The organism is Bacillus canaveralius (assembly GCF_002860125.1).
Classification (GTDB): Bacteria; Bacillota; Bacilli; order Bacillales; family Cytobacillaceae; genus Bacillus_BJ; species Bacillus_BJ canaveralius.
This window is the reverse complement of the sequence record NZ_PGVA01000010.1, coordinates 1-26,097: the sequence shown is the minus strand read 5'-3', so window position 1 is coordinate 26,097 and position 26,097 is coordinate 1. Positions and strand designations below refer to the sequence as shown.

The window sequence follows — 26,097 nt, the reverse complement described above, 5'->3', positions numbered from 1 at the left end:
AGTTATTTAGCTGCAAAACCGTTGCTCATTTAAGCAACGGCTTTCATCTGCTAAGATTCTTTTCTCACAATTGATGAAAGAGCATCGATTTCTTTACGCAGCTTTGCATTTTCGGTCTCCAGATTGTCCACTTTATTATTGAAATCCTTCGAACTGTGTGAATCATGATGTTTGTGTCCCCCTCCGTGCCCCTTCATACAAAAGATCATCATAAGCGGACAAAGTAATAACACCAGATATGACAGCCATTCCATTTTTATCACTCCTCTTTTCTTTATCATATAAAATAATAATGGATTTTTTATCGAGAAAATTTGTATAGACTTTAACATTCACCTGGCTCTTGATCGATCTTTTCGTAAATTCTCTGCTACCTTCCTGGCAGAACATCCATCGGATTCAGTAGTTTGCCATTATAATAGACTTCAAAATCGAGATGGATTCCTGTTGAGAACCCGGTAGAACCCATGATACCAATCTTACTTCCCTGGCTGACTGCTTCTCCAGCATTTACATTTAAAGAATCCATGTGTGAATATTGAGTTTTATATCCGTTGTTATGTTCAATAACAATCGTGTTCCCATAACCATTTTTCCAGCCCGCAAAAGTGACCTTGCCACTGTCTGCCGCCAAAATGGAATAGTCCGCCGGTCTGGCAATATCGATTCCTTTATGGAAACTGCCCCAGCGCATTCCCTGATAGGTTGTGATTACTCCGCCGATCGTTGGCCAAATAAATGACCCGTTCCCATTCGCTTGTGCAACTTTGGGACTTTCTGATACAGTCCCGGCAGAACCTTGGCCATTCTGATTATTTTGGGCATCTGCAATTGATTGATTCTTTTGTTCTGTTAATTTTTTATTCTCTATTTCTGTCTTTTTATTAACAAGTATGATTCTTTCTTTTTCTAATGAAAGGACTTCGGCTTTAACAGCTTTTTCACTTTCTTGTAATTGACCAATTATGCGATTCTGCTCTTCTTTTTTTAAGTTTAAATCTTCTTTCAATTTTTCCAATTCAGCCAGCATCGCTTCTAAAGAAAGCAATTGTGCTTCCAATTCTGATTGAGTTTTTTCCAATGAATTTTTATCTGTCTCATGTTTCTCAAGAAGGTCACGGTCAGCTTCCATAATAACAGCTACTGCTCCAGCCCGGTCGACGAAATCAGTAAAGCTTTTTGCATCAAAAATAACATCTATATAACTAACTTCTCCCCCATTCTCCTGGAAAGAGCGGGCACGGTCTTTTAAGAGACCATTTCGTTTTTCGATCCGGCCTGTGATTTCACTGATTTCTTTTTGAAGCGTTTCAATTTTACTTTTTGCCTCTTCTGTTTGTTGATTTTTTTCATTTATTTGTTGAAGGGTGCCGCTGATCGCATTGTTCAGCTTCTCGACTTCCTGGCTGGCTTTCGCCTGCTCTTCCTGAAGTTTACTAATTTTGCTATTTGCCTTATTAATATTATCTTCAACGTCCGTCTGTTCAGCTTCGGTAGATTCTTGAGTCAATTCCACAGCTTTTATAGGAATTGTTTCTGCCCATAAACTTCCTATTCCCAATATGGCGGCCACTGACACGATTTTCATAGAATTTCGCAAACCTGATTCTCCTTTACGTTAATATTGTATGTACTCTTAAAATAGGACTTTTCTGATAGCTTTCTTTGCTGATAGAGGACTCTATAGTCGTCCGGCAGTCTGGTTGTTTGATCACCATTTCACAAACGATAGCTTCCTATGCTGTTTTCCAGCTTCCAGTACAACTGCCTCCTTTTCTTTTCCCATTATAAGATTAGTGTTGAAATATGGAGAATTTTAGCGTTTTTCATTTCATTTTTGTAACAAAATAAATACAAAGTGATAACATCGGCTTTTTTGGCACATAAAAAAGAGCTGATTCTCGAACATCAGCCCGGTGAATAATTCCTGTTATAATGAAGAACCCAATCAATCAAAGCCCAAATTTTTTTACGATAATTCCTTCTTAATTTGTCAGATCATTTTTTCCCCACGTAAAAATACTTAAAGGAATATTATCAATATTTTTTAATTAATCGCTGTCGTTGCCTGAACCTTATCAGCCCACGTACTTTCCGCCTGTCTCGGATCTACGGTAACAACAGCTTAAAATAAAACCATCCTATAAAAAGAATGATTGCTGCTGATCCGGCTAACATGAATACTCTCTTATAGCCCATGGGCTCCCTCCGTTCTTCATTAATACAAATAGAATCGCAAAAAAATATGCAGATTGAATTGAAAAGATATGGAGAATTCATGAATCGCGTTCTTAATGATTAGCTGAAAATAAAACTGCCCTGGAGCAGATTCATAATTTCTGCAAAGAAATACTTTAATATATTGTCAAGGTTATATAACTTGTCCCCCCTTGTTTATATAACTCATCTAAAAAAGCGTCCGGTTACGGGCGCTTTTTATCATTCCAATTAATCCCTATCTGCACATAAACTGCAAATATTAAATATAAAATAGAGATCATTTATTTCTTAGCTATTCAGGGGGGACGCGAAGTGGCAAGCTATTATGAACGAATGATCCGGGAATACCGGGCTGATGTTGAATCTGTCTACCAAACTTGGTTCATTAATAATGATGAAAGATTGAAAGCTTTCCGGACGATTCGAAACGGGATAAAGGCAGTTGTTGAGGATATTGAGAATGATCAATTCGGGTCTGATTTTAAAGGGTCTTCTTTAGAAACCGTTGTAACTGCGATCGCAGAACAAAAGCAGGTATTTGAAGGAGCTGCACATGCTTTCTATTGGAAACCGAAGCTGCGAATCCCGGATATATACGAAAATGAAATAAATAAAAAAACTTTTGGAAGATTCCTTAAAAGCTGTCTGTATGGCACGAATGAAAAACAGCTTCTCGAAGAAGTCTATAAATTAAACGGAGAAAATATTAAAGGACTCGGACCTGCTGTCGCAAATATCCTGTACTTTCTTCATCCTACCGTTTTCCCTCCATTCAATACTGCAATAGTCAAAGGATTTAACCTGCTTTTTAATGAAAAAGCCAAGCTCGGATCATGGACGGAGTACCTTAAAATGAAAGAAGTGATCCAAAACTTTAACAAAACATATAGTTCCTTGCTGTCAAAGGATCTTGGTGCGGTTGGCGGCTTGCTTTTTGAAATTGGAATAGGAAGATTGGTGATTAGTGAAAATCACAATTTCGTCCTGAAAAATATAGAAAAACTCGAAAAAACGAATAAGAAGCGCCATTCAGAAGTTATGAACGAAGTACTTGAAAACAATGGACATTCCGAGATGCAGTACCATTTAGCCAAATTGGGAGGTTCTCTTGGTTATCGTGTCTGGATTGCAAGAAATGATCATAAGCGGGAATGGAACAATCAAAAACTTGGTGAACTGTCGGCACCGCATCTGAAACTGCAGGATATACCGTCCCAGGTAAAAGAAACAATCTCTTTAATAGATGTGTTGTGGCTCGACAGCAACGACCAAATTGTTTGTGCCTTCGAAGTTGAAAAAAGCACTTCCATCTTTTCCGGAATTCTAAGGCTCTATGATCTTGCCCTTACGATGGGGGGACACAACTGCAATTTTTACCTGGTCGCTCCAGATCAGAGAGAAAAAGAAATAAAAGCACAACTTTTAAGACCTTCCTTTCAACATTCCCAGATGTGCAATATTTCCTATATTCTTTTTTCTGATCTTCGCTGTGATTGCGAGGCAATGTGCAAATTCGGCACGAACGCCAGCGTTTTAGACAAGATTGCCATGAATGTTGATACTGCTGTATAGGAGGATTCCCGGCAAAAAAAGATGTGAACCTTTCCGCGCCAAAGCCTCACTTAGGATCCATATTTTGAGTTCCTTAGTGAGGCTTTGAATTTTTTCTATAAAACAAACTATTTCTGCAGAAGGGTGTTTATTTTAATACCTTTCTAAGGGTTTCAATATTCTTTTCCATCAAGGAGAAATAATCTTCATTGCTCCTGCCTCAATCCAATCGTTTCTAATAGCTTGAAAGTAAAAATTTAAAAACTCTTTCAAGAATAGATTAGAAATTTTCTCATTTGCCTTATCAAGAAGTGCTGGAAGAACTGGAGCTATATAATCCTTTGCTATTTGCATCTCGAAATTGATAAGCCTCCCTAGATATTGATGATCGTTCCTTTCCGCCGATTTTATCTGTTCAAGCAAAACCGAACTCAGAAACGCAGTCAAACATCCCAAGTGGTCGGGATACCGTTCTTTTTCCAATGGATAATAAAATCCTGTCTTTTCAAACAGGCCGATCAGGCATAACAGATCTTGTTTTCTATCATCTTCTTCTTCCCCTTCTCTTTTGCCATAAGAAGAAAAATACGGGGAAACAAAGTAGTCTCCGGGAATACTGAAATGATTTTCATGCCAGAGCATGACCTCCTCCCGGTCATAATATTTATGAAAAGGAAAGTGAATACGAATTTCATTCGGCATATCATTAAATATTTCTTCATAACGGTCCCAGTCACCGAGCCATACAGATGTCAAAATATTTGCTAGCGCCAGTTTACCGTGCAACTCTTCCAAATTTCTGATCACTTTATTCACCTTCTCTCGCTATGCTTTTTCCACATCCACAAAAACGTCTTGCTGAGCCGGGCCGCCAGCCAACGGGTCTACTAAGTATCCCTCAAAGTAACTGTCGTCTTTGTCAGACAGGGCATTGACCGAAAAGCCCTGCCCGCGCGGCTTTGCAAATCCTGATTCCTCATGAAGCGGTTTGTTGAATTCAAACGGTACATGACCGTATTTTTTTGTGCCTTTCTCAACCTTTCCGTCAATCTTAACGTCCTCTGAACCGTAAGCAAAATGCCCAAAGCTGAAATTCGTACCGACAACCCCCGGCTTAATTCCCGGAGTAACTAACACCCTGCCTTTTATCTTTGCACTGGTTGAAGTGATGAACACTTCATCATCGGTTTTCAAGCCGCGTTTTGAGGCATCATCAGGATTCATCCACAGAAAGTTTTCTGAACGTATTTCACGGAGCCATACATTGTTTTCTGTTCTGTGGGTAGCCATATTTCTTGATTTCCAGTTAATAAATTGCAAAGGCTTCGTCGGTTTGTAAACTTCGTCATTGTATTGTCTGATTTCATCTGCAATCGGAACTCCTTCAAAGAATTCCCCCGTATATGCGCTCTTAAAACCGGCTGCTTTTTCATCATAGAAATGCACAAGATTGTTCCACTGATATTTAAGATGATTTCCTTTATACTCATCTCCCTGGGGTTCAAACCTTCCGCCTCGGTTTAATACATAAACAACTTTTCTCCATTCTTCCGGTTTTACGGCATTTCTCAATTTATTGATATCAAAATATTTACCCAAAGCATTTTTCCTTGCCTTTTCAAAGACGCTGATTTCTTCTGAATTGGCATCCTGGACCGGTTTTTGGCCGTCGAATGCTATATTGGCAATCCTTTTTAAATAATAGTCTTCCGGACTGTGAATCGGCGACCCGTCTGCAAGTGCCTGATCGCCAACACCCGGAAGCCCCATTGCTTTTAACAGGTCTATATACACTTGTTCTGTCGGGCGCGCATCAGGGACAATCCGGGTTACCGGCTGAATAACTCCCGCAAATTTATATTTTAAGATTGGGAATATATCTTCTGTATTCCAGCTTTCCAAATAGGATAAATCCGGAAGAACGAAATCCGCATATTTCGTGGATTCTCCGATAACCGTATCTGATGAAACCACCAGTTCCACTACTTTTGGATCTTTCAAGAACTTCTTCTGCATTTCTGAACGCGGTCCTGACATGATGATAGATGTTCTGTTAATGATCAAAGCTTTGATTTTATACGGATAGCCCTCCGCTGAGCTTGGCAGCACCTCCTGGATAAGGTTATTCCCTAACGGGTACCATGGTCGTTTTGCTGGATAGCCGTTTTTTACAAATAAAGATGTTTTTTCATAAGGTGTTTTCTGCCTTGATATCGGGATGCCCCATGCTTTATTTGGATTAGGTACTTTCACAAGATCATACCGGCCTTCTGTTCCTTTGAACTTGGCACTAAGTGAGGTATCTCCGCCCTTCCAGTCATGATTGCCGACCAAATGGTTCAGCATGTTAATGGCACGCACGCTGTAGTAGCCGTTTGCATGCATGGCAGGTCCGCGGTATGCATGAATGCCGACCTTTTTCCCGTGAGAGGTGAATTCCCTGGCAACCTGGGCAATTTGCTCAACTGGAACATCACAAATCTGTGAATATTCTTCCATTGTTTTTTCCATTACTTTGTCTTTAAAAATTTTGAAGACAGATTTGACCTTAATCCCATTTATGACTGTATCAACCTCTAAATCTCCGTTTACTGCTTTTGAGTGCGGAAGCGGCTTGCCGTTTTCCATAACCACAAATTCTTCTGCACCGAGGCCAAGGTCTTTGGCGCGCAGGAACGGCCGTTTTTTATCTCCAGAATTGACTAAGTAGGAAGCATCACTCCAAGTTGCCTCTCCATCTTCGGCTGCGGCCTTTTGGTTCGGGTTTCTTAAATAAATTTCATCAAAGCGGTTGTTTTCGATGATCCATCTGCACATCGCAAGCGCCAGTGCTCCATCTCCGCCTGGCTTAACCGGAATCCACATATGGGCTTTCTCAGCCGTTTTGCTGAAGCGCGGGTCAATCACGACCATTTTCATGCCCCGGTCAATCGCATTTGTCATTTGCGGAGCAAAGGTAGTTGGCCCTCGGTTTGCCACCATTGGATTTGTTCCCCAGACAAGCACAAATTCTGCGTTCTCATAATCAGGAATCATTCGTTTTTTTGTTTTTTCTGCATCATGGGAACGGACATTTCCGATAACACTGGTGATCCCGCAAGTTCCGCCGTGGTCATAGTAGTTCGCTGTCCCAAGGCTCAGTCCGGCAAGCCGGGCGATGAATTCCCTTCTGTGCCCAGACATGATCGCAATTTGATTTGATTTAGGACCGAAGTCCGGATGGTTTGTATCAATTAAGACATCTTTATACTTCTGATTAAAAGTTGTCTTATCCATGGCTCCAGACTTTAGTTTTTCCCAGTCAGCCATCACGGCTTCTTCAGGAACAAATGCCCATAGGCTTTTCAAACCGGGCGTTCCAAGATCTTTACTGCCTTCAAGGATCTCTTTATAAGCTTCTTCCCAACTGATTGATTTCCAGACTCCGCTTCCCCGTTCACCTACACGTTTCAGCGGCTTTTGAACACGATAGACATCGTAGGCGGTTTGAATACCTGCCTGACCTTTCAAACAAGTCCGAGCCCCTCTGAAGCCCCGTCCTGATTTTGCAATATCCCCTGTTCCTTTTACCGCCTGGGCAACAGGCGTATCGTAGTTTATGTGGCCGTATGGGACCATATTAATCGGGCTATATTGATTGCCGGCAATCTTGCGGATGATTGAAGAGTAAGGGCCTGCTGTACTGCCTGCTACGACATATGCCTTAATGGTGCAGGTTGAGTTGCACTGCTGGCACGAAGTAAAAATGATATTTTCGGCTGTATAATCCTGATAGTCTGTACCTGCTCCGTGTGCTTCATCAATCCAGACACCATTCATGACCTGCTTCACCGGACCGACGAAAGCAGGGCCGACAAATGCAATTGCTCCGAGTGTTCCAAGGGCTTTTAGAAATCCACGCCGCTTCATTCTTTTATCTTCCATTGTTGATCACCTCTTTTGAATTCGATGCCGTTTCTTCAATCGGCAGGAACTTTTCGCCGAAAGAGTAGATTAATAACCCCATAGCGACCACTCCAACACTGACCATCCACTCGTTAATCGTCGGGAAATAGTTGCCCCAAGGGAGTTCATGAAATACAGGCACAATGAGCGGAGGCACAACGATATTGAATCGAACGCCGATGATACCGATAACGATTAATATGGCTGCGAGCAATAGTGCGTTAACCGAATCTCTTGTTTTTTTCCAGAATACAATCGCAATCGGAATTATGGCACCGAGGAACATTTGTACTCCCCTGAACGACCAAGACAGGCTCCCTGTCATCATCGTGGCTAATGTATCAATATGCTCTTTTTCAAGACTGTACCAACTTGTTAAATATTCATAAAATTGAAGGCCAAGATCGATGATCAGAAATGCCACCATCAATTTGGCTAATGATTGAACCATATTTTTATCAATGGACTGTTTATTTATTTTTTTCTTAATAACATACATGGCGAGTAATAACGCTGTACCGGATACCATTGCGGAAACAACAAAGATAATCGGGAACAAGGCAGTGTTCCATCCCGGACGGGCTTTGACAAGAGCAAAGATCGTTCCCGTTCCGCCGTGGACACCGAAAATAGCAATTGGAATTCCGACTGTTCCTAAAATTTTCATCCACATATGGTCCCGCTTTTTAGTCAGCTCATCAATTGTTGCGTTTTTAAAGGTAAGCCATCTGGCTACTTTTCCTTTTATGGAACTTGTTTTAGTCAATCTGACTAGATCTTCTCTCATCGCAATATAAAGCTCGACACTCAGCAGGGCAATATAAACGAGATAAAAGTGGACTTCCCAGGCGAGCGGTGATGTTACATTCCAGTAGATAATGGCATTAAGCATCCGATCAGGGCGGCCAAGATCCATCAATACAAACGTTAAGGCAACGATCATGCAGACGATCGCTGTAAACAGGGCTGCTTTCCCAATCCGTTCGTATTCTTCCATGTTAAAAACATAGATGAGTGTCGATAACAAAAAAGATCCTGCACTTAAACCGACAAAGAAAATATAAAAGGCAATCCATGCTCCCCACGGAGTAATGCTTGATAGATTCGTAGCGGAAAGGCCTGTTATAAAACGATCGACAATGAAATATCCGCCCGCTGCAAAAGCGACAAATAAACATGACACCCATATTTTAAATGCTGAAGATGTTCTTGCTTGCGTATTTGTTTTAACTGCAAGATTTGCCATAATTAAATCACCCCTATCTTAAATAAATAACGCTGGGCTGCGTTCCCAGTTCTTCTTTTAGCCGGAAAGCGCGCGGACTTGCTGCAAGCTTTGAAACAATACTGTTTGGATCATTAATATCACCAAAGTAACGTGCATCCCCGATACAGGTTTCAACGCATGCCGGCTCTTCGCCGCGCTGCAAACGGTGGAAGCAGAAGCTGCATTTGCGGACCGTTCCGATTGGTGTTTTTCCTTTCTTGCGCTCACCGCGTTCCATTCCGTATTCAGGGCTTGAAACATCGTTATAGCCGGCCATTTCCTGTTCATAGCTTTCCCCGAAGTCAAAGGAGCGAGCTCCGTATGGACAGGCTACAATACAATAGCGGCAGCCGATGCAACGGTCATTGTCGATAGCAACAATTCCGTTCTCCATTTTATAAGTTGCTCTTGTCGGGCAGACCTGTGCACAGGCAGGTTTATCGCATTGCATACAGGGACGGGGCAGGTTAATCGCTTGAATGTTCGGGAAATCCCCTTCAAGCTTTTCCATGACCACATTATATGAAATTCCCGGCGGGGTCCGATTTTCTGCTTTACAGGACACCGTACATGTATCACAGCCGACACATTTTTTAAGGTCAATCACCATCACCCATTTAGGCCCGGATCCCTTTTTCGTTTCTGCTTCTGCGCCGGAAGCATAGTAGTTTCCAAACTCTTTCGTTAAAGATGCTGAATAAACTTTATGAAAATCTTCAATTTTCATTTTTCCTCCTATTACTTTTCTTGCGTCTTGAGCCATGTTCAGGCCCAGCGCTGTATCATATGGAGATTGGTTTAATTCTTTTTTTCCGTCAGGCAGCACCTTTTCAACCATTTGACCGTAATCTTCAGGCTTCATCTCCCATTTTGAAAAAAGATTCATCATTATCACCTCTTTTTTACTTGTTTAACGTTTGATTCATTTGATTCATTTCTTTAATTTCTTCGACTTCCTCCGTAATATCGCTCGTAAGCTCCCTGGCAGATTTTTTAAATTCCTTCAGTGTCTGGCCAAATGCCCGGCCAATTTCCGGCAGTTTTTTCGGTCCGAAAATAATAAGTGCCAGAACAAGAATTAAAATAAGACCGGGTATTCCGATATTAGATAACACGGTACTTCACTCCCTTAGAAAAAATTTTTTACTCATTACTTAAGATGCAAGAAGCGTGCCAACATGAAATTTTATACGGAATTTGTTTAAAAAGTTCTGGTTTAAATCCAGGCGATAACATTTGGCCTGGTTTAAAAAACCAAAAAAAGCGATAACCGGATTAAAAAAACCGATTATCGCTATTAGATCATGTCATTTTGTCAGATTGTCCTTTATGTTACATGCCATTTTGTCATATTATTGTATAAGGCTGTAAAGCTCAATTTTTCGGTATAAGTTTCTAACACTGATACCAAGTACTTCGGCAGCTTTTGTTTTGTTCCAATGTACTTCCTTTAACACTTTCTCTATATGCACTTTTTCCAACTCGTCCAGCGTACAAAGCAAATTTTCTTCATCAGATACATTTTTTCTTTGATGAGAGAGAAGCAGATCTTCCTCTTCTATTATATTTCCTCTTGACAGTAGCAGCCCTCTTTCTACCAGATGGTGCAGCTCCCGTACATTGCCCGGAAAGCTGTAGGATTGTAATTTCTTCATGGCATCTTCCGAAAATATTTTTTCATGCTGCTTTGCCTGTGAACTAAAGTAATTGATTAATAGCGGAATATCTTCTTTTCGTTCCCGTAGCGGAGGAACAGTGATCTTTACCACATTCAAACGGTAATAAAGGTCTTCCCTGAAATGACCGTCCGCCACTTCTTTGTTCATGTCCCGATTTGTTGCTGCAACAACCCGGACCTTCACGCGGCGCTCTCTTACATCTCCTACACGCCTGAACTCTCCTGATTCGAGAAATCTGAGCAATTTGACTTGAAGGCTTAAAGGCATCTCACCCAATTCATCTAAAAATAGTGTTCCCCCATTTGCAGCTTCGACCAAGCCTTTTTTGTCCTGGTTTGCTCCGGTAAAAGCGCCTTTAATATAGCCGAATAGCTCACTTTCAAGCAGCTGTTCAGGAAGTGCTCCGGAATTAACAGCTACAAAAGGTTCATCAGCACGGCTGCTCCAGTAGTGCAGTGCTTTTGCGAAAAGTTCTTTTCCTGTTCCGCTCTCTCCTTCAATTACGACTGGAACATCACTGTCTGAAACCCGTTTCGTCAGCTCCAGGACATCCTTAAATTTAGGGCTTTGCCCGATAATATGAAACTGATTTTGTTGTTTAATAATCTTCTTGAAGCTTTCATTTTTTTCTTTTAAAATTTTATTCTCCATCGCCTTGGCTATTGTTAATTCCAGTTCTGAAAGGTTATAAGGCTTTGTTAAATAATCAAACGCTCCAAATTTCATTGCTTCAATCGCTGTCTCTATCGTTCCGTGCCCTGTCAACATTAACACTTCCATCTCGGGCTGTATTTTCTTTGTTTCTTTTAATAATGTAATCCCGTCTACAATTGGCAGCCGAATATCGTATACGGCTACATCATAATATCGTTCTTTTAATAACGGCAAAGCCATTTCCGCATTTTCTGCACTGTCTACATCATATCCTTTCCGCTTCAGACGTTTTACAAGAAGTTCAAGCAAATCCTTTTCATCATCCACGACTAAGAGCTTTACTGCAGCCATTTGTCTCTCTCCCCTGTTGTTAATCCCGACGGTAAAAGAATGTCTACCGTTGTTCCTGCTCCATGTTCACTTTGTATCTGGATGGTTCCTCCGAATTGTTGGATGATTCCATAGCATACGGATAAACCCAGTCCCGTTCCTTTACCTACCGATTTTGTTGTATAAAAAGGATCGAAAATTTTCGGCAAAACTTCTCTTGAAATCCCGGTCCCAGTATCCGCTACCTTAAGGAGAATGGAATTCCCTTCTTTTTTAGCCAATAATGTTATGGTACCCCCTTCTTCCATCGCATCCACAGCGTTGTTAATAAGGTTTACCAGCACCTGCATCAGCTTTAAGCTGTCACCGAATAATTCAGGGAGATCCTTTTCAACATTTACATCAAGCTGGATTTGATGTTTTTTTAAAGAATATTCAACCAAACTAACGCTGTTTTGAACCGTCTCGTTTATATCCACATATGATAAAGACCACTTGGATTCCCGAGAAAAATTCAGCATATTCCCAGTTATTTTCTTGCATCTCTCCGTGTTCTCTTTGATTTTATTTAAATAAGAATTTATTTCTTCTTGATCCAACTGTTCATCATTTGTGTGAATTCGGTCAAGTAAATCCTCTGCGTATGCATGTATAGTCGCAAGAGGATTATTTACTTCGTGTGCAAAGCCAGAAGCCATCAGGCCGAGCGCAGAAAGTTTATCTGTTTGAATGATTTTTTCTTCCATCTGTTTTTGTTCTGTAATGTCCTCGATCACCAAAAGAAACTCTCCTTCTTCTTCAATAGCATGGTTTAGTGGAAAAACGCGGTGCCTGAAAATTTTTTCTTCACCGTTCGCCGTTTTTTGATTCATCAATTTATCGATATTGACACCCGATTCCGGACGTGTAACAGGGCAATTTTCGCATGGAGCATTCACACCGCCAATTAAACTATAGCAAGGCAGGCTAAGCTGAGCTTCGTTTAACCAGCCCTGAAGGATCGGATTCATCCAGGTAACTTGATATTCTTTTGTCACAAGAGCTAGCCCCGCACCTATTCCGTCAACAACCACATCAAGCCGCTCTTTTTCCTGGGCCAGTCGTACCGATTTTTCCTGCAGTACCTGGCCCATTTCGTTGAAAGACTTTGCAAGCTTACCTATTTCATCGTTTCTCGCCATCTGGACAGGTTCTATTTGGTAGCCGAACTTTAAGTTTTTCATGGCTTTTTCTAAAATAACGATCGGTTTTGTAAAATTTAATCCTGAGTATATACTGATAAGACTGACGATTAGCGTTACAATCGCAACTGCCATAATCGTGTTTCGCATCATTTCATTAATGGGCTGGTAAGCTGTTGAATGTGGCTGTTCCATGACCAAAGTCCATTGGAGTTCGTCAATTTTGGTTTTTACTCCAAGCACATCCTCGGAACCAGCCACTTCCCGATCTCGCCACAGTTTACTGTAATCCTGATGGGCAATCACTCTACCACTCTGGTCCACTAAATAAAGATAAGAAGAATCATCCTGTCGCAATGATGAAATTTGTCCAATAATTTTTTGCAGCTGCACAATCACCCCGACACCTTTTCTTCGGCCATTTTCATTAAAGGAAACAGCAAGCTTCATGACCGGTTGGCCAAATTGATTAAACTCTACTTCACCATAGATTTTGTCTTTTGTCAGAAAAGATGACCACATTTCATCAGTAAACCAATTTTCATTTTTGCCTGGAAGGTTTAGCCTGGTTCGGGATACCCGTTTTTCTACCATCCCTTCTTCGTCAGTTATCACCACTTCTTCTACTGAACCGCTCTGCTGCAAAAGCTCATAAAAAGCATTATTTTCTTTCTCCAAATGTGTTAATGTCGAGAATACCTGGATACGTTGAAATGTCTTGTTGAATTCCAGCTCAATTTCATTTGACAGGTTTTCAAGCATCAGCTTTTGTTTATCCAGAATTCTCTCTTCCAAGTCTCCCTTTACATAAGAGTAATAATAGTAACTGATCAACAGCAAAGGAATCGTTGACATCAAAATGCCGAAAACAAGAACCTTATTACGAATCGACTGAGAGTCCAGCCACTTTAAAATTGCCCTGTTCATTCGCTATTCTCCTCTTTGCCATCCCCATCAATCAAGTCGGCTATATACAAGAGGTTTTTATTAAGATTGATCCCCAGCTCTTCCTGAACCTGTCTATTTACAAGAAAGCGAATACTATCTGGTAACTCAACGGGAATATCTCGCGGAGAGTTGCCCTGGATAATTAAGCTGACATAGCGGGCAGATTGATAACCCTGATCATAAAAACTTGCCCCGTAACTGGCAAGATATCCCTCTTCAACCTCTTGTTCATATAATCCCATTACGGGAAGCCCATATTTCTTAGATAACTGGACAATTTCATTTGTTAATGATTCAATCCGAAACCCGGGGAGAATTATGATAGCATCACCTTTTCTTAAGTTAGTTTCTATTTTTTGAAAAAAATCAGGCTCCCCAACATTGCCTGGAATAATCGTTATCGAAAGTTCTCCGGCAGCTTCCCTTGTCTTTTCGAGGCTTAAGCGACTAGTTTCAATTTCTTCATCATATAAAACATGGAATCTCTGAATAGATGGCACCAGGTCATGAAATATTTCCATCCTCTTTCCTGAAATGCTCGTATGGTAATTATTAATTCCAGTGAATTGCCCTCCGGGGGATTTGTAGTCTTTAATTAGTCCTATTTCCTTTGGGGCTGCCACTCCAGCAAAAACGACGGGTATATTTTGTTTACTGTTTTCCAGCCGTGCTTGTAGGTCCAATGTTTCAATACCGCCAAGTGTGACAATTACATCGGGATTCTTCTTTAAAAGACTGTCGATATCATTGATTAAGTTTTCTTTCCGATCATACGCATTTTTAAACAGAAATTTTATATCTTTATCATCATATCCCAGGTCCGTCATCCCTTTTTTCAATCCTGAAAATTTTTCAAGGCGACTGTCTCCTATCATCAATACTCCAATTTTGATAGGCGAGTCTGCTTTTTTTTCAACATAGTTATATAAAACAATCGATACCGTCAATATAGTTAAGAAAAATAAATACCATTTGAGTTTCATAGAAAATGGCTCCCGTCTTTTTTACTTTAACTACTTTAACTATATCGAAAAAAACACCACTACTTACTTAGAAAAAAAGATCATTTTTTGAAATTTAAACAGTAGGTATGGACTTTTTTGAAAATTAAATTACAGTTCAGCAACAACCAAAAATTTTACCAAATCGCCAGTGATGGCGGGCTGCTTGAAAAACCGGTGGAAATGACAAAAGTTGTCCTCAGCCCGGCAGAAAGAGCGGAAATCATTGTTGATTTCTCTGATTTCAAAAAAGGCGACGCTGTTCAATTGGACCGTGACGGAAAGCCGCCGCCTGCTAACGAGACTGGCTGGAAAGACACCATTCTCGTTAATCCAGGGGAAAAGGTTCGGGCTATTGCCACGTTCGACCAAGCTGGTGTGTTTATGTATCATTGCCATATTCTCGAACACGAGGATGCGGGTATGATGGGGCAATTCCAGGTCAAGTAATTGGCGAATTCGCAGGATGGAATACCGAAAGGCATGGAGGTTCACTTCTTCATGCTTTTCGTGTTTATTGATTATCTGAAGCCATTTACTTGCTATTAAGTAGATATGATCAACAGTGGATTATATTTTATCCCCCGTTCTTAATAAAACCTTAACAAAGAACACAGATAATATAAGAAAGGAGTGATAACCGTTGAACGATATTGGCTTGTTTTTTGCCTTTGCAGCAGGTGTTTTATCATTTTTTTCTCCATGTGTTTTCCCGCTTCTGCCGGCATACATCACACACTTAACCGGAGGAAAGCTTGAAAATTCGAAAATCGAAGTAGATAAGAGAAAACTATATATACGTTCATTTGGATTCATAGTAGGCTTCAGTTTGATCTTTATCATTATGGGGGCATCGGCAAGCTTCCTCGGCAAATTATTTTTGAACTACCGGACCGTCATTATGCAAGTTGCCGGTTTTTTAATTATTATCTTTGGTTTGCAAATGGCTGGTTTATTAAATATAAAATTTCTCATGATGGAAAAGAAAATTTACTCAAAGAGGGGAGAAAAGGGAATTTTCAATTCAATTACTTTAGGTATGGCCTTTGCCAGTGGATGGTCACCATGTGTAAGTCTTGCTTTGTCATCGATTCTTCTGCTCGCAAGTTCAACTGATACTTTATACCAAGGAATCTACTTGTTAACTGCCTATTCATTAGGCATGGCAGTCCCTTTCCTGATTATTTCAACCGTCATTTCGTATTCAATAAAAGCAATGAAGTGGATTAATAAATATTTACCAAAGCTTGCATTTATAAACGGATTAATTATGGTGAGCTTGGGGCTCTTAGTCTTATCAGGCCAAATGCAAAAAATTAGTGCCTGGCTTTCCGTTTATAGTTTATTCTAGAAGAAAAAAGGATGCGAAGGTTTGATGAGTAATGATTTAATTGGGAAATCAGTGTTAATTGTTGAGGATGACCCTAAAATTCGTAACCTAGTCAAAATATATTTAATAAATGAGGGCTATGAGGTTCTTGAAGCCAAAAACGGGCTTGAAGCGAAGGATAAAATTGAAAAGTACGACCCATGCATACTCATTCTTGACCTTATGCTGCCTGGCATAAGCGGCGAGGAAATATGCCGATGGATAAGAAGCGACTTAAAAAGTGTAATGCCTATTATTATGCTGACAGCAAAAGCTTCTGAAAAAAGTCGGATTGAGGGCTTCAAACTCGGGGCCGATGATTATGTTGTAAAACCATTCAGTCCTGGGGAATTGATGGGCAGGATCGAAGCGGTATTGCGCAGAACAGCGAGCCGCTGCGGAAAAATCAGTTTTAACGGATTAACCATTAAGCCGGTCAAAGGTGAAGCATTGGTAAACGGCGAACAGCTTGATTTGACCCATTTTGAATTTAAGCTGCTCCACATGTTTATGCAGCATCCCGGTCAAATTTTGTCGCGGCCACAAATTCTTGACTTTATCTATGAAAAAAGTGAAAAGAATGTAACTGAAAGGACAATCGATGTCCATATTAAGAACCTGAGGGAAAAAATCAAACAACAAACGCCAGTAGATTACATTCAGACAGTCAGAGGGATGGGGTATAAATTTGCGGCGAATTAAGCAAATTACCAGTCAGCTTTTATCTAGGCTCATCGCTGTCAACAGTCTCGTTGTTTTTATGGTCATTCTCGTTGCCGGTATTTCCGTAAAAGATTATGCCTGCTATTTAGTTAATTATGAAAACGTATCCGGCCCTGACCTTGTTGAGACATTAAATGCCTTTTTAATTAAGGTAAGCATTCTCGCATTTTTAGTGGCAGGCCTGTTTCACTATTTTTCTGTCAAAAGAATTGTAAAACCAATAAAAACGATGTCAATGGCTGCAAAAGAAATAAAAGAAGGAAAAATTCCTCCAGAGATAAAAATTCAAACATCTGGCGAATTAGGGGAACTCGGAAAGAATTTCAATGCAATGGCGGATACTCTATCTTCTATACAGTTACGTCGTGAAGAAATGTTGAAGGATATCGCCCATGAGCTCAGAACCCCACTGACGAATATTAACGGGTATTTAGAAGCATTGCATGGCGGGATCATTAATGGAAATCGGGAATTATTCGGATCATTGCTGGAAGAGTCACGTCGGATTACGAGAATTGTTGAGCTACTTACCGAATTAAATTCATGGGGAAAAGAAATTTATTTTTTGGAAAAGCCTTTTGACTACACTAGTATAGATGAAATCCTTAATGAGTCCATTACCGCCTTCCAACTTAAATTAAATGAACAGTTCGAAAAAGTGAATATCCGGATTGAAGCAGCTTTCATTATTGGCCATAAGGATGGTCTTAAACAAGTATTTTCTAATTTAATCCAAAACATTATCGATTATGATTTAGGAAAAAAGCTTTCCATAAGCGGTTTCTCCGATGCGGGGCAATACAGAATCACTTTCACCCATACAGGCCTGTTTATTGATTTCGCTAAAAAAGAACTCATTTTTGAACGCTTCTATCGATTGGAAGAGTCAAGAAGTACGAAAGCAGAAGGTGCCGGGCTTGGCCTGGCAATTGCCAGAAGTATTATCGAGGCCCACAAAGGGGAGATTGGGCTCTCCACCGATGGAAACAACCATATTTTTTGGATAAATATTCCTACTCCAAACAATTCTTATGTATCCTCTCTCAGTAAAGGAGAAAAGCAGTGAGTTATATAACAGTTGGGAGATTTACGTTGCCGGCTGATTTGATTGCAGCCATTGTAGCTATTGTTATAAGCGCATTAGTCTATAAGCTTTTGAATAAAAAGAGCATTGGTGATTGGTACTGGAACAGCTTATTTATTTACATTGCTGTTTTCAAATTAAGTTACGCGTTATTCAATTTTAAGCTTTTCGTCGATACTCCGTTATCACTCATCTTTTTTAATGGTGGGATGAAAGGGCAAATCCTCGCGGCTATCAGCCTGGCAGTATATACGCTTTTCCTTTCAAGGAAGACGCCAGGAATGATTCGCAATGAATACGTCCCTATCTACTTGATGTTCTTCCTGCTGTACGAAATGACACTTTACATCGTGGAGAAAAATGTTGCAGCAGTCGCTTTTCAGTTTTTTATACTCATCGTTTTTTATATCTTATATCTTAAAAACAGCAAATCTAATCGAGTAATGTCAACGAAAGTTTTTATCTTATTGATCCTGCTGGAGGCCTTGTTGCTCAGTTTATTTGATGGGTTAATAGCTGCTGAGAATCTGCCAATCCTATTGATTGGACTTTTATTAACAGTGATTCAAAATATAGAAAAGGAGGCATCATATCATGAATAAAAATTTATTGTCAATCGCCATCCTCATCTTGGCAGCTGCAATTGTAGTAGTGAATGTTTGGAAACCCTCATTCACAGAAGGAGAAAAAGAGAAGCCCACTGAAACAGTAAACTCAGCTTCACAAGAGGATATACCAGGTGCAAAGCTTTCAGAACTTGAAGAAGGGTCAGAAGCTCCAGATTTTGAATTAACAACACTTGCTGGCGAAAAGGCGAAACTTTCCGACTATCGGGGACAAAAAGTGATTTTAAATTTCTGGGCAACCTGGTGTCCCCCTTGTAAAGCTGAAATGCCGCATATGCAAAGCTTTTACGAGAAAAATAAAGATAAAGGCATTACCATACTTGCCGTTAACTTAACCAATGTGGATAAAGGAATGGATGCAATTAACGCCTTTGTAAAGGAATATGGCCTGACATTTCCGATTCTTCTCGACGAAGACGGAACAGTCGGTATGACTTATCAAGCGTTTTCGATTCCAACAAGTTATATCATCGATAAAAACGGCAAAATTGCAAAAAAAATCGTAGGTCCCATGGATGAAGAAAAGATGAAGCAGCTGACTGCAAATTTAAAATAGAAGACGTGAAACCCACATTCGGCACCTCAGAAGCGGATTACTCCCTTTTTCTAAGGTGCCTTTTTTAAAATAAAATATTTGGTATTACTTATCAACCTGATACTTTCTGGTTTGCAATCAGAGGTGAAATCTCTGCTTTGTTTGCTTTATGGAATTTTACAAAAATCAATACATACAGGATTGCTGCAAGAACTGTGCTAGCATAGTTCACGACCGATAGCACTGTCCCAGGGTAATAAACCCCTTGAACATAAACCCCCAAAACTTGGGAGCCAACCAACGCTCAAACCATTCCCCACTGTGTTGGTGAAAACTGACTCTTATAGAAGTCCTTTCTTAAATAATCAACCAGTAAGTATACGGTGAATATTCCCCACCCGATGGTGATTACATAAGAAACAGTAATGAAGTAGAATGAAATAACACTAATATCAAAAGAAAAGACATTTTGTAAATGTGTCATTATACGGTAAAAACTTAATCCTAACAAACAAGTAATAGGAATCACTAGGAAAAAAGCTGGTAGGATAGGTTTATCAGGTAACTGGGCATTTTTTATTTGCATGTAAATCAAAAAGGATAACTTTGCTATAAACAGGAAGACCCCAATGCTCAAAACAAACAATGAAGAAACCGATGCAAGGGATACAATGGTACTGTTTTCCGCCATGGAAGCGATGCCTGTTCCAGTCAAACTTACTAAACCAAAAGCGAAAACATCAAGCAGCCATACAAAGTTTAATTTGCTAATATCAACAGGCTTGGTGAACCAGCTTTTAGCAACTTTGAATTCAAGAAAGAACAGTGAAGTCCACAGAACCCCAAAGTAAATCAACGACGGCAGCATCATAGTCTGTATTGAGAGTCCAGGAATATAAAATGCCAATGGTCCCCACACGACATTAGCTGTCATCGATAATGATGCAATTGGAACAAAGATTGTGATATTTGTAAGTGGGTTATCCATTAAGGCAGTGAATTGATTTTTTGTTCCCAACCATTGTGTCAATCCCATCAGAAATACAGCCGTTAGAATTAAATTGGCGATAGAAGACGCCAGCATGATAAACACAAGCAACGCGTAGAGCGATGAATGTAATAAGCTCAATTGAGACCAGACAATGTCTGAGATTTTAATTAAGCCTTCACCATGGGGGATGGCAAATTGAAGATAGTTGAAGGCCATCAAAGCAACACTTCCAGCGGCAAGTGCAGCCTGGAACTTGATCGGAACGAACTTTAATTTCATTTTTCCTACCTCCCTTTAGAATGTTATAACCTTGTCTGCCCATTCAACCATTTCGATGCAATCCTTCATCGTTGAGATTGGACAAACCGTCTGTTCTTCAAGCTTGCGGGATTGTATGCAAGTGCCACATGCTAAAATCACACCGTCATTCTCGATAAAATTGTTTAATTCCCTTGCGGTGTTATATTTTTCATGGTCGATTCCTTCACACTCAACGCCTTCTCCCATTAAAAAAACCTTCACTTCATGGCCATGGAGCAGTGATGCGTTTGCAAACCGAAATGCGTTCCAGCTTTTTTCGGGCTCTTTCGTCTCGATGATGATCCCATATTTCATGTCACTTTCCTCCTAGAATTGATTTCTTAATTCCATTATAGGATCGTACAACTTATAAAGGAAATGCATTATAATCATACTTTTATTACTTTTTCGCATAGCTATTTTTCACCATAAAAAAAGAGCCAAGAACCATGATGATACTTAACTCTTAAAGACTATTTTAATTTATTCTTCGTTTTCAAAGTAACAGCCAGCCCTTATTTGTTACTAGACCAGATAACGACTGGAATAAGCAGTAATGAAAGGATGCCCCCGGCAAGTGAGAGTGTTGCGTAACTTGATTGAGCTACAACCATCCCGGAAAGCGCTCCCCCAGATGCCCCAGCCAAAGCGATCAAGACATCAACAGATCCTTGTGTCTTTGCACGAGTGGACGGGTTAGTTGCATCCACGATGAGCGCCGTTCCGCTAATGAAGCCAAAGTTCCAACCAAGCCCAAGCAGAGCAAGAGCAATAATGAGAACCAGCGTGGAATCGGCAGGTGCAACTGCAGCGAGAATACCAGCAACAAGCAGGGTGGCCCCAGAAGCGATTGCCATTGCAGTGCGTCCAACCTTGTCAACGAGGATACCAGTCACAAGGGATGGAAGGAACATTGCGCCGATATGGAAACCAATTACCAGTCCCGTTTCACTCAAACCATGTCCGTGATTCCCCATATGTACTGGCGTCATAGTCATAATTGCAACCATGACAATCTGGGTTAAGACCATTACCGTGGCTCCAACAACGATCCCTCTTTTGTTTATTGCTAGTGTAAGAGATTGCGTGTCTAAGAAATTACTCTCGTCCGTTTTCTGTACCTTTGCTATTGCTGAGGCAACGACCAGAGGGTCTGGGCGAAGTAAAGCTAGAAGCACCAAGCCGGCAAGAAGGAAGGCTACGGCTGCTAGAATGAACGGACCGGCCAGAGCAGGGACTCCGATTGACGTAGCAAACCGGCCCATTACATCAACCAGGTTTGGCCCCGCAACAGCACCGAATGTGGTTGATACCATCGCGACACTGATCGCTGTTGCCCGTTGTGTGGAATTTGCCAGGTCTGTACCTGCATAGCGTGCCTGTAAATTTGTAGCAGTTCCGGCACCATAGATTAGCAGTGAAGCAAAAAGGAGCAGAATATTATTAGTTAATGCTGAGATCACTACTCCGACCGCGCCAATACTGCCAGCCAAGAATCCTGCCGCGAGTCCTGAACGGCGTCCAAAACGTTGGGAGAGCCGCCCTACAAGCAGAGCTGCTCCAGCAGAACCCAAAGTGAACAACGCAGCCGGAACCCCTGTGAAACTATCTGTACCTAGCATATTTTGTGCAAGAAGTGCTCCGACGGTTATGCCTGCTGCAAGTCCTGCACCGCCGAAAATTTGTGAAATGACAACAATCATCAGCGTCCGTCGATATAATCTTTGTTGCTTTTTTGGGGAATCAATGTAACTTTGTAACCAAGCCGATTGACTTTCTAAAGCTTCTAAATCATCATGTTTATGCGGCATCACTCAGGCCGCCCTCCCATATTGTATAATTTCTTTATTCACTGTGCCCTCCTGCTTAAGAAAAAAAGCATTCCTCTTTTCTTAGACTCTTTTGTCTCCAGAATTATTCCGAATTTCATGCTTGATTTCCCCTCAAATTGTAATTGTAAAATCTTGTTCTCACTTTAATTATATGAACATTCATTTTATAAAGGAAATGCATTATAATTATCTTTACTATTACATTTTTGCATGATTAGAGGATCAAAAAAACTAAGCATCAATTTCGATGCTTAGTTTTCCATTCATTTTATTGTATTCTTGGTCTCTATCCTGGCATCTCTTGCTTCAACTACTTTTCCAATATGGAATGCTGTTACATTATTTTTTTCGAATTCCTGCAATAAATTTTCCGATTCCGCAGGAGAAACGAAAATGAGTAAGCCGCCAGATGTTTGTGGGTCATACAATAAATACTCTTCTTCCCGTGACAATGAGGTTAAGTGCTTTACATTTTTATGGAAAGAATAATGGTTTTTTAAGATTCCCTCAGGCACTGCACCATTTTCTATTAACTGAAAGACTTCTGGCAAGAAGGCAATTTGATCGTTGTAAAGTTCGATTGAAATGTTGCTTTTTTCGGCAACATCCGTAAGATGCCCCACCAAGCCAAATCCAGTTACATCCGTACAGGCATTTATTTGAACCTTGCGAAATGCTTTGGAGGCATCATGGTTTAACTTCATCATTAAGCTAACCACTTCTTCCATTTGCTCAACACTGGCCAATTTTTGGTCTATGGCAGTTGTATAAATTCCGATTCCCAGTGGTTTCGTCAAGAAAACAAGGTCTCCTGGCATAGCTCCTGATTTACTAATAAAATTTGCACCTTCCGGTATGAATCCTGTAACGGCGAATCCATATTTCGGTGAATCGTCGATCGTATGTCCGCCAACAATTGAAACCCCTGCTTCTAATGCTTTGTCTCTTCCCCCCTTTATCATCTCTTCAAGATAGCTTAAAGGCAGCGAAGATATGGGGAACTCGATTATATTTAAACCATATTTGGGGATTCCGCCTTTTGCATATATATCGCTAAGTGCATTAGCAACTGCAATGGCACCAAATTGATAAGGATCATCAACGACAGGTGTAATGATATCTACCGATTGAACAATCGTTCCATTAGTATGTTCAAACGCAAATACGTCTTCTCCTATCCTGGCGATAATATTTTTATCTTTTGAACTGGGAATGTTACGCAAAACTTGCGTAAGGTCCGAAGACCGAATTTTGCATGCTCAGCCAGAACCTGAAGAATATGAGGTCAAAGCGATATGAGAGTTATACATATCTTTCTCCTTTTTGTTTAATACGTCCATCATACCATGTAAAAAAATCGAGGTGTAATAAGTGGAATTCCATCAATTAAAAACTTTTTATTATGTAGCAATTTACCTTAACTTTTCTAAAGCAGCAGAAAAAATTTCTTTAAGCCAGCCAGCTGTTTCAAGGCAAATTGAAGTGTTAGAAAGCCACTATAAACTCCCGCTCTTCAATCGGGCAGGCAGGAAGGTTGAATTAACAGATGCCGGGAGAAGACTGCTTCAATATGCTGAGCAAATCCTCTTATTAGCTGAAGAGACCGAAAAAGCAATGCACTCCTTGAATAACCTGGAAGCAGGGGAAATCAATCTAGGCTCGGGAACAACTATAGGGAATTATCTTCTTCCTTCTTTAGTAGTTGAATTCCAACAGAAATACCCCAATATCATTATAAACCTAATGATAGACAAGACTGACTCGATAATTGAGAAACTAAAAAAAGGAGACTTGGATGTCGCCATAGTAGCAAAAACAATGAGTTATCCGGAGTTTAATTATAAAGCTCTTTTAAATGACGAGATTATCTTAATAGGGGGCTCCGGATACGAAAATAATAGTAACGACATAAAATATCTTAAACAACTTTCTAATGAAACATTTTTACTTAGGCGCCAAGGTTCAAATACAAGAGAAAACACCGACAGTTTTTTTAAAGAACATAATTTCAGTCCTAATCGAATAATTGAATTTGATACGAATGAAGCAATAAAGCAAGCAATAATCAAGGGCTATGGGATTGGTTTCTTGTCTAAACATGTGACAAAATATGAAGTGGATTTAAAATTATTAGAACCTTTTCAGTTAAAAGATCGCTGCAAGAGAAATTTTTCGTTAATATTCCCAAAAGGAAAATTCACTTCTCCTATCCTTCTTATATTCAGCTCCTTTCTCAAAAAAAATATTTATAAACTGTAGCCAATATAAAAAACAGCAGCGGATTAGCTTGCTGTTTTTTATAATTAGGCTATGTTATACAATATTGTTGATAGACATGCGGGTTCGATTTGCCTTCCGAGAGACGGGTTTTGCTATCGCAAAAAAGGCTCTCTACAGGCAAAATCGCCCCGCTAACGTCTAATTATCAACATTTGTTCTTTAACAAAGCCTATAATTAAAGAAGATTCTAGGCAATTAAATCCTCCGTTATTTTTCCGGTCTGCCCCCTATTTCCCTTGTTGAACTCGTAACATCTGAAATGGCCTCCCTCTTCAAAGTTAAAAATGTAAGGCTCACCATCATCAGCCATCCACAAAAACAGTCCCTTTCCATTTTTCCAATTTGTACACTTTCCTTCCAGAAATAGAGCTTCCGGAAGCTTAATTAAAATAGAATCTCCATTTTCAGATACCTTTAAAAACATTTACCTCATCCTTTCTCCTATTTTTGCTCTTTCTAATTACAAACTTATCCTGAAAAAGTAAAGAAAGTATGGAGATAACCCGGCGAAATTATGAAGATTCGACTTTTTATTGGGGGTTGAATTTCTCCACAAATTCTCCATATATACCCCTTATAGTATTCAAGTAAGGAGAACTACTATTTTTAGATACTCCCCTAAGTTTTGGCAAGGAGGAAAAAGTGTGCATTATGCGAATGATATCAAAAATCGGTTAAGAAAGATTGAGGGACAAGCTAGGGGAGTCCTTGGGCTGATGGAAGCAGAAAAGGATTGTAGGGATGTTGTCAACCAATTGTCCGCGATAAGAAGTGCAGCGGATAAAGCTCTGGCTTATATTGTTGCCCTTAATCTACTGGAATGTATGCAGCAAGGAGGTGATGCAGGTAACGACTCCTCAGTAATAGTGAAGGAAGCTGTCAATCTTTTAGTAAAAAGCCGATGATTGATAAAAAAAGGAGATGTTAAAATTGGATTTCCATTATACAGTTACAACGAATAAGACAATTGAGGAAACGATTGCTTCACTTGAACAAAACTTAAAGGAGAATAAATTCGGAATCCTCTGGCAACTGGATATTCCGGAGAAGCTTCAAGAAAAAGGTGTTGACAGTTATACAAAACCATACCGGGTTCTTGAAGTTTGTAATCCCCATGAAGCAGGGCGGGTTCTGAACATAGATGAGCTTGTTGGCTATTTCCTGCCGTGCAAAATTACGGTATACGAAAGCCAGGGGAAAACGAAAATAGGATTGCCAAAACCGACGTCTCTCGTAAGCATGTTGAATAATGATGAACTTAAGGAGATCGCCAAGGATATTGAAAACACGCTAATCCATGTACTGGAGGAAAGCAAGTAGAGGAAATATTCCACGGGGAAACTAAACACCTAATGTTGAAGATTTCAAAAAAAGCTGCTGTTGTCTCAGCAGCTTTTTATTATTGGATTTGAATGCCTATAAAAGATTTTTAATAAAAATAGGCCGGAAAACCGGCCTATTTTTTCTCAGTGATGCCTTAAAGATTCCCCATCATTCCTTGAAAATTCTTACTGTTGGCAGCTCCACCTGTGCCATGCATGCCTTTATAAAATTCCTCCAGTTCCTGGTCGCTTAAATCCG

Annotated in this window: 25 protein-coding genes; 10 read left to right on the top strand and 15 right to left on the bottom strand. The window is 40.2% G+C overall.

Annotated elements, in window-relative coordinates; translation table 11 throughout:
* Positions 1-50: 50 nt before the first annotated feature.
* Positions 51-281 carry a DUF2933 domain-containing protein gene (locus CU635_RS05395; protein ID WP_101576171.1) on the bottom strand — a complete coding sequence of 77 codons (231 nt, stop codon included), beginning with the start codon at positions 279-281 and terminating at the stop codon, positions 51-53.
* Positions 282-370: 89 nt separating this feature from the next.
* Positions 371-1,600, bottom strand: coding sequence for a murein hydrolase activator EnvC family protein (locus CU635_RS05390; protein ID WP_101576157.1), 1,230 nt, complete (start codon positions 1,598-1,600; stop codon positions 371-373).
* A gap of 932 nt (positions 1,601-2,532) precedes the next feature.
* On the opposite strand from CU635_RS05390, the gene CU635_RS05385 reads away from it, so the two are divergent.
* Entirely contained in the window at positions 2,533-3,792 is a 1,260-nt protein-coding gene (locus CU635_RS05385; RefSeq protein WP_245917333.1) for a hypothetical protein, read from the top strand.
* Positions 3,793-3,960: 168 nt separating this feature from the next.
* Here CU635_RS05385 and CU635_RS05380 read toward each other — a convergent pair whose 3' ends face one another.
* From CU635_RS05380 to CU635_RS05345, 8 genes are all read right to left on the bottom strand, one after another.
* Complete coding sequence (locus CU635_RS05380) at positions 3,961-4,578, bottom strand: hypothetical protein (RefSeq protein ID WP_101576156.1); 618 nt, start codon at positions 4,576-4,578, stop codon at positions 3,961-3,963.
* Positions 4,579-4,596: 18 nt separating this feature from the next.
* Positions 4,597-7,695, bottom strand: coding sequence for a molybdopterin-dependent oxidoreductase (locus CU635_RS05375; protein WP_101576155.1), 3,099 nt, complete (start codon positions 7,693-7,695; stop codon positions 4,597-4,599).
* Positions 7,685-8,962 carry an NrfD/PsrC family molybdoenzyme membrane anchor subunit gene (nrfD, locus tag CU635_RS05370; RefSeq protein ID WP_101576154.1) on the bottom strand — a complete coding sequence of 426 codons (1,278 nt, stop codon included), beginning with the start codon at positions 8,960-8,962 and terminating at the stop codon, positions 7,685-7,687. Before nrfD ends, CU635_RS05375 begins: the two co-directional genes overlap by 11 nt.
* Positions 8,963-8,975: 13 nt before the next feature.
* Complete coding sequence (locus tag CU635_RS05365; RefSeq protein WP_101576153.1) at positions 8,976-9,869, bottom strand: 4Fe-4S dicluster domain-containing protein; 894 nt, start codon at positions 9,867-9,869, stop codon at positions 8,976-8,978.
* Between the two features lie 16 nt (positions 9,870-9,885).
* Positions 9,886-10,098 carry a twin-arginine translocase TatA/TatE family subunit gene (locus CU635_RS05360; RefSeq protein WP_101576152.1) on the bottom strand — a complete coding sequence of 71 codons (213 nt, stop codon included), beginning with the start codon at positions 10,096-10,098 and terminating at the stop codon, positions 9,886-9,888.
* Between the two features lie 237 nt (positions 10,099-10,335).
* A complete protein-coding gene (locus CU635_RS05355) occupies positions 10,336-11,667 on the bottom strand; it encodes a sigma-54-dependent transcriptional regulator (RefSeq protein WP_101576151.1) in 1,332 nt (443 codons plus the stop codon).
* Positions 11,655-13,754 carry a PAS domain-containing sensor histidine kinase gene (locus CU635_RS05350; RefSeq protein ID WP_101576150.1) on the bottom strand — a complete coding sequence of 700 codons (2,100 nt, stop codon included), beginning with the start codon at positions 13,752-13,754 and terminating at the stop codon, positions 11,655-11,657. The genes CU635_RS05355 and CU635_RS05350 overlap by 13 nt, the downstream gene beginning before the upstream one ends.
* Positions 13,751-14,758, bottom strand: coding sequence for an ABC transporter substrate-binding protein (locus CU635_RS05345; RefSeq protein ID WP_101576149.1), 1,008 nt, complete (start codon positions 14,756-14,758; stop codon positions 13,751-13,753). The genes CU635_RS05350 and CU635_RS05345 overlap by 4 nt, the downstream gene beginning before the upstream one ends.
* 117 nt (positions 14,759-14,875) lie before the next feature.
* On the opposite strand from CU635_RS05345, the gene CU635_RS05340 reads away from it, so the two are divergent.
* From CU635_RS05340 to CU635_RS05315, 6 genes are all read left to right on the top strand, one after another.
* Positions 14,876-15,226 (top strand): multicopper oxidase domain-containing protein, encoded by a 351-nt coding sequence (locus CU635_RS05340; RefSeq protein WP_425427507.1) that lies wholly within the window; start codon positions 14,876-14,878, stop codon positions 15,224-15,226.
* A 193-nt stretch (positions 15,227-15,419) separates the two neighbouring features.
* On the top strand, positions 15,420-16,127 hold the full coding sequence (locus tag CU635_RS05335) for a cytochrome c biogenesis CcdA family protein (RefSeq protein ID WP_101576148.1): 708 nt from the start codon (positions 15,420-15,422) through the stop codon (positions 16,125-16,127).
* Positions 16,128-16,151: 24 nt separating this feature from the next.
* On the top strand, positions 16,152-16,847 hold the full coding sequence (locus CU635_RS05330; RefSeq protein ID WP_373270880.1) for a response regulator transcription factor: 696 nt from the start codon (positions 16,152-16,154) through the stop codon (positions 16,845-16,847).
* Positions 16,834-17,934, top strand: coding sequence for a sensor histidine kinase (locus CU635_RS05325; RefSeq protein ID WP_245917331.1), 1,101 nt, complete (start codon positions 16,834-16,836; stop codon positions 17,932-17,934). Before CU635_RS05330 ends, CU635_RS05325 begins: the two co-directional genes overlap by 14 nt.
* The gene (locus CU635_RS05320) at positions 17,931-18,554 is read left to right on the top strand and encodes a hypothetical protein (RefSeq protein ID WP_101576146.1); all 624 of its coding nucleotides are present in this window, start codon (positions 17,931-17,933) and stop codon (positions 18,552-18,554) included. Before CU635_RS05325 ends, CU635_RS05320 begins: the two co-directional genes overlap by 4 nt.
* Positions 18,547-19,134, top strand: coding sequence for a peroxiredoxin family protein (locus CU635_RS05315; RefSeq protein ID WP_101576145.1), 588 nt, complete (start codon positions 18,547-18,549; stop codon positions 19,132-19,134). Before CU635_RS05320 ends, CU635_RS05315 begins: the two co-directional genes overlap by 8 nt.
* A gap of 91 nt (positions 19,135-19,225) precedes the next feature.
* Here CU635_RS05315 and tsoY read toward each other — a convergent pair whose 3' ends face one another.
* The 4 genes from tsoY to selD all read right to left on the bottom strand — a co-directional run bounded on the left by tsoY (position 19,226) and on the right by selD (position 23,486).
* Positions 19,226-20,383 carry a selenoprotein TsoY gene (gene tsoY, locus CU635_RS05305; RefSeq protein WP_376797735.1) on the bottom strand — a complete coding sequence of 386 codons (1,158 nt, stop codon included), beginning with the start codon at positions 20,381-20,383 and terminating at the stop codon, positions 19,226-19,228.
* Positions 20,384-20,398: 15 nt separating this feature from the next.
* Complete coding sequence (locus tag CU635_RS05300) at positions 20,399-20,719, bottom strand: DsrE/DsrF/TusD sulfur relay family protein (RefSeq protein WP_101576142.1); 321 nt, start codon at positions 20,717-20,719, stop codon at positions 20,399-20,401.
* A 200-nt stretch (positions 20,720-20,919) separates the two neighbouring features.
* Positions 20,920-22,215: an MFS transporter gene (locus CU635_RS05295; protein ID WP_101576168.1), complete on the bottom strand. Its 1,296-nt coding sequence runs from the start codon at positions 22,213-22,215 to the stop codon at positions 20,920-20,922.
* 284 nt (positions 22,216-22,499) lie between these two features.
* On the bottom strand, positions 22,500-23,486 hold the full coding sequence (selD, locus tag CU635_RS05290) for a selenide, water dikinase SelD (RefSeq protein WP_101576141.1): 987 nt from the start codon (positions 23,484-23,486) through the stop codon (positions 22,500-22,502).
* 121 nt (positions 23,487-23,607) lie between these two features.
* Here selD and CU635_RS05285 point away from each other — a divergent pair, with 121 nt between their 5' ends.
* Positions 23,608-24,495, top strand: coding sequence for a LysR family transcriptional regulator (locus tag CU635_RS05285; RefSeq protein ID WP_101576140.1), 888 nt, complete (start codon positions 23,608-23,610; stop codon positions 24,493-24,495).
* Between the two features lie 208 nt (positions 24,496-24,703).
* On the opposite strand, the gene CU635_RS05280 is transcribed toward CU635_RS05285, so the two are convergent.
* Positions 24,704-24,940: a hypothetical protein gene (locus CU635_RS05280; RefSeq protein WP_101576139.1), complete on the bottom strand. Its 237-nt coding sequence runs from the start codon at positions 24,938-24,940 to the stop codon at positions 24,704-24,706.
* Between the two features lie 220 nt (positions 24,941-25,160).
* Between CU635_RS05280 and CU635_RS05275 the strand changes: the two genes are divergently transcribed.
* Both CU635_RS05275 and CU635_RS05270 read left to right on the top strand, forming a co-directional pair.
* Complete coding sequence (locus tag CU635_RS05275) at positions 25,161-25,421, top strand: metal-sensitive transcriptional regulator (RefSeq protein WP_101576138.1); 261 nt, start codon at positions 25,161-25,163, stop codon at positions 25,419-25,421.
* Between the two features lie 25 nt (positions 25,422-25,446).
* Positions 25,447-25,836 carry a DUF302 domain-containing protein gene (locus CU635_RS05270; protein WP_245917329.1) on the top strand — a complete coding sequence of 130 codons (390 nt, stop codon included), beginning with the start codon at positions 25,447-25,449 and terminating at the stop codon, positions 25,834-25,836.
* The last annotated feature ends 261 nt before the right edge of the window (positions 25,837-26,097 follow it).

What these genes read in the sequence shown, in the direction of transcription:
- CU635_RS05350 (WP_101576150.1), bottom strand. Translation starts at nt 13,754, where the DNA reads ATGAACAGGGCAATTTTAAAGTGGCTGGACTCTCAGTCGATTCGTAAT.
- CU635_RS05375 (WP_101576155.1), bottom strand. Translation starts at nt 7,695, where the DNA reads ATGGAAGATAAAAGAATGAAGCGGCGTGGATTTCTAAAAGCCCTTGGA.
- CU635_RS05300 (WP_101576142.1), bottom strand. Translation starts at nt 20,719, where the DNA reads ATGAAATATGGGATCATCATCGAGACGAAAGAGCCCGAAAAAAGCTGG.
- CU635_RS05315 (WP_101576145.1), top strand. Translation starts at nt 18,547, where the DNA reads ATGAATAAAAATTTATTGTCAATCGCCATCCTCATCTTGGCAGCTGCA.
- CU635_RS05365 (WP_101576153.1), bottom strand. Translation starts at nt 9,869, where the DNA reads ATGAATCTTTTTTCAAAATGGGAGATGAAGCCTGAAGATTACGGTCAA.
- CU635_RS05355 (WP_101576151.1), bottom strand. Translation starts at nt 11,667, where the DNA reads ATGGCTGCAGTAAAGCTCTTAGTCGTGGATGATGAAAAGGATTTGCTT.
- CU635_RS05330 (WP_373270880.1), top strand. Translation starts at nt 16,152, where the DNA reads ATGAGTAATGATTTAATTGGGAAATCAGTGTTAATTGTTGAGGATGAC.
- CU635_RS05295 (WP_101576168.1), bottom strand. Translation starts at nt 22,215, where the DNA reads ATGCCGCATAAACATGATGATTTAGAAGCTTTAGAAAGTCAATCGGCT.
- CU635_RS05345 (WP_101576149.1), bottom strand. Translation starts at nt 14,758, where the DNA reads ATGAAACTCAAATGGTATTTATTTTTCTTAACTATATTGACGGTATCG.
- CU635_RS05395 (WP_101576171.1), bottom strand. Translation starts at nt 281, where the DNA reads ATGATAAAGAAAAGAGGAGTGATAAAAATGGAATGGCTGTCATATCTG.
- nrfD (WP_101576154.1), bottom strand. Translation starts at nt 8,962, where the DNA reads ATGGCAAATCTTGCAGTTAAAACAAATACGCAAGCAAGAACATCTTCA.
- CU635_RS05280 (WP_101576139.1), bottom strand. Translation starts at nt 24,940, where the DNA reads ATGTTTTTAAAGGTATCTGAAAATGGAGATTCTATTTTAATTAAGCTT.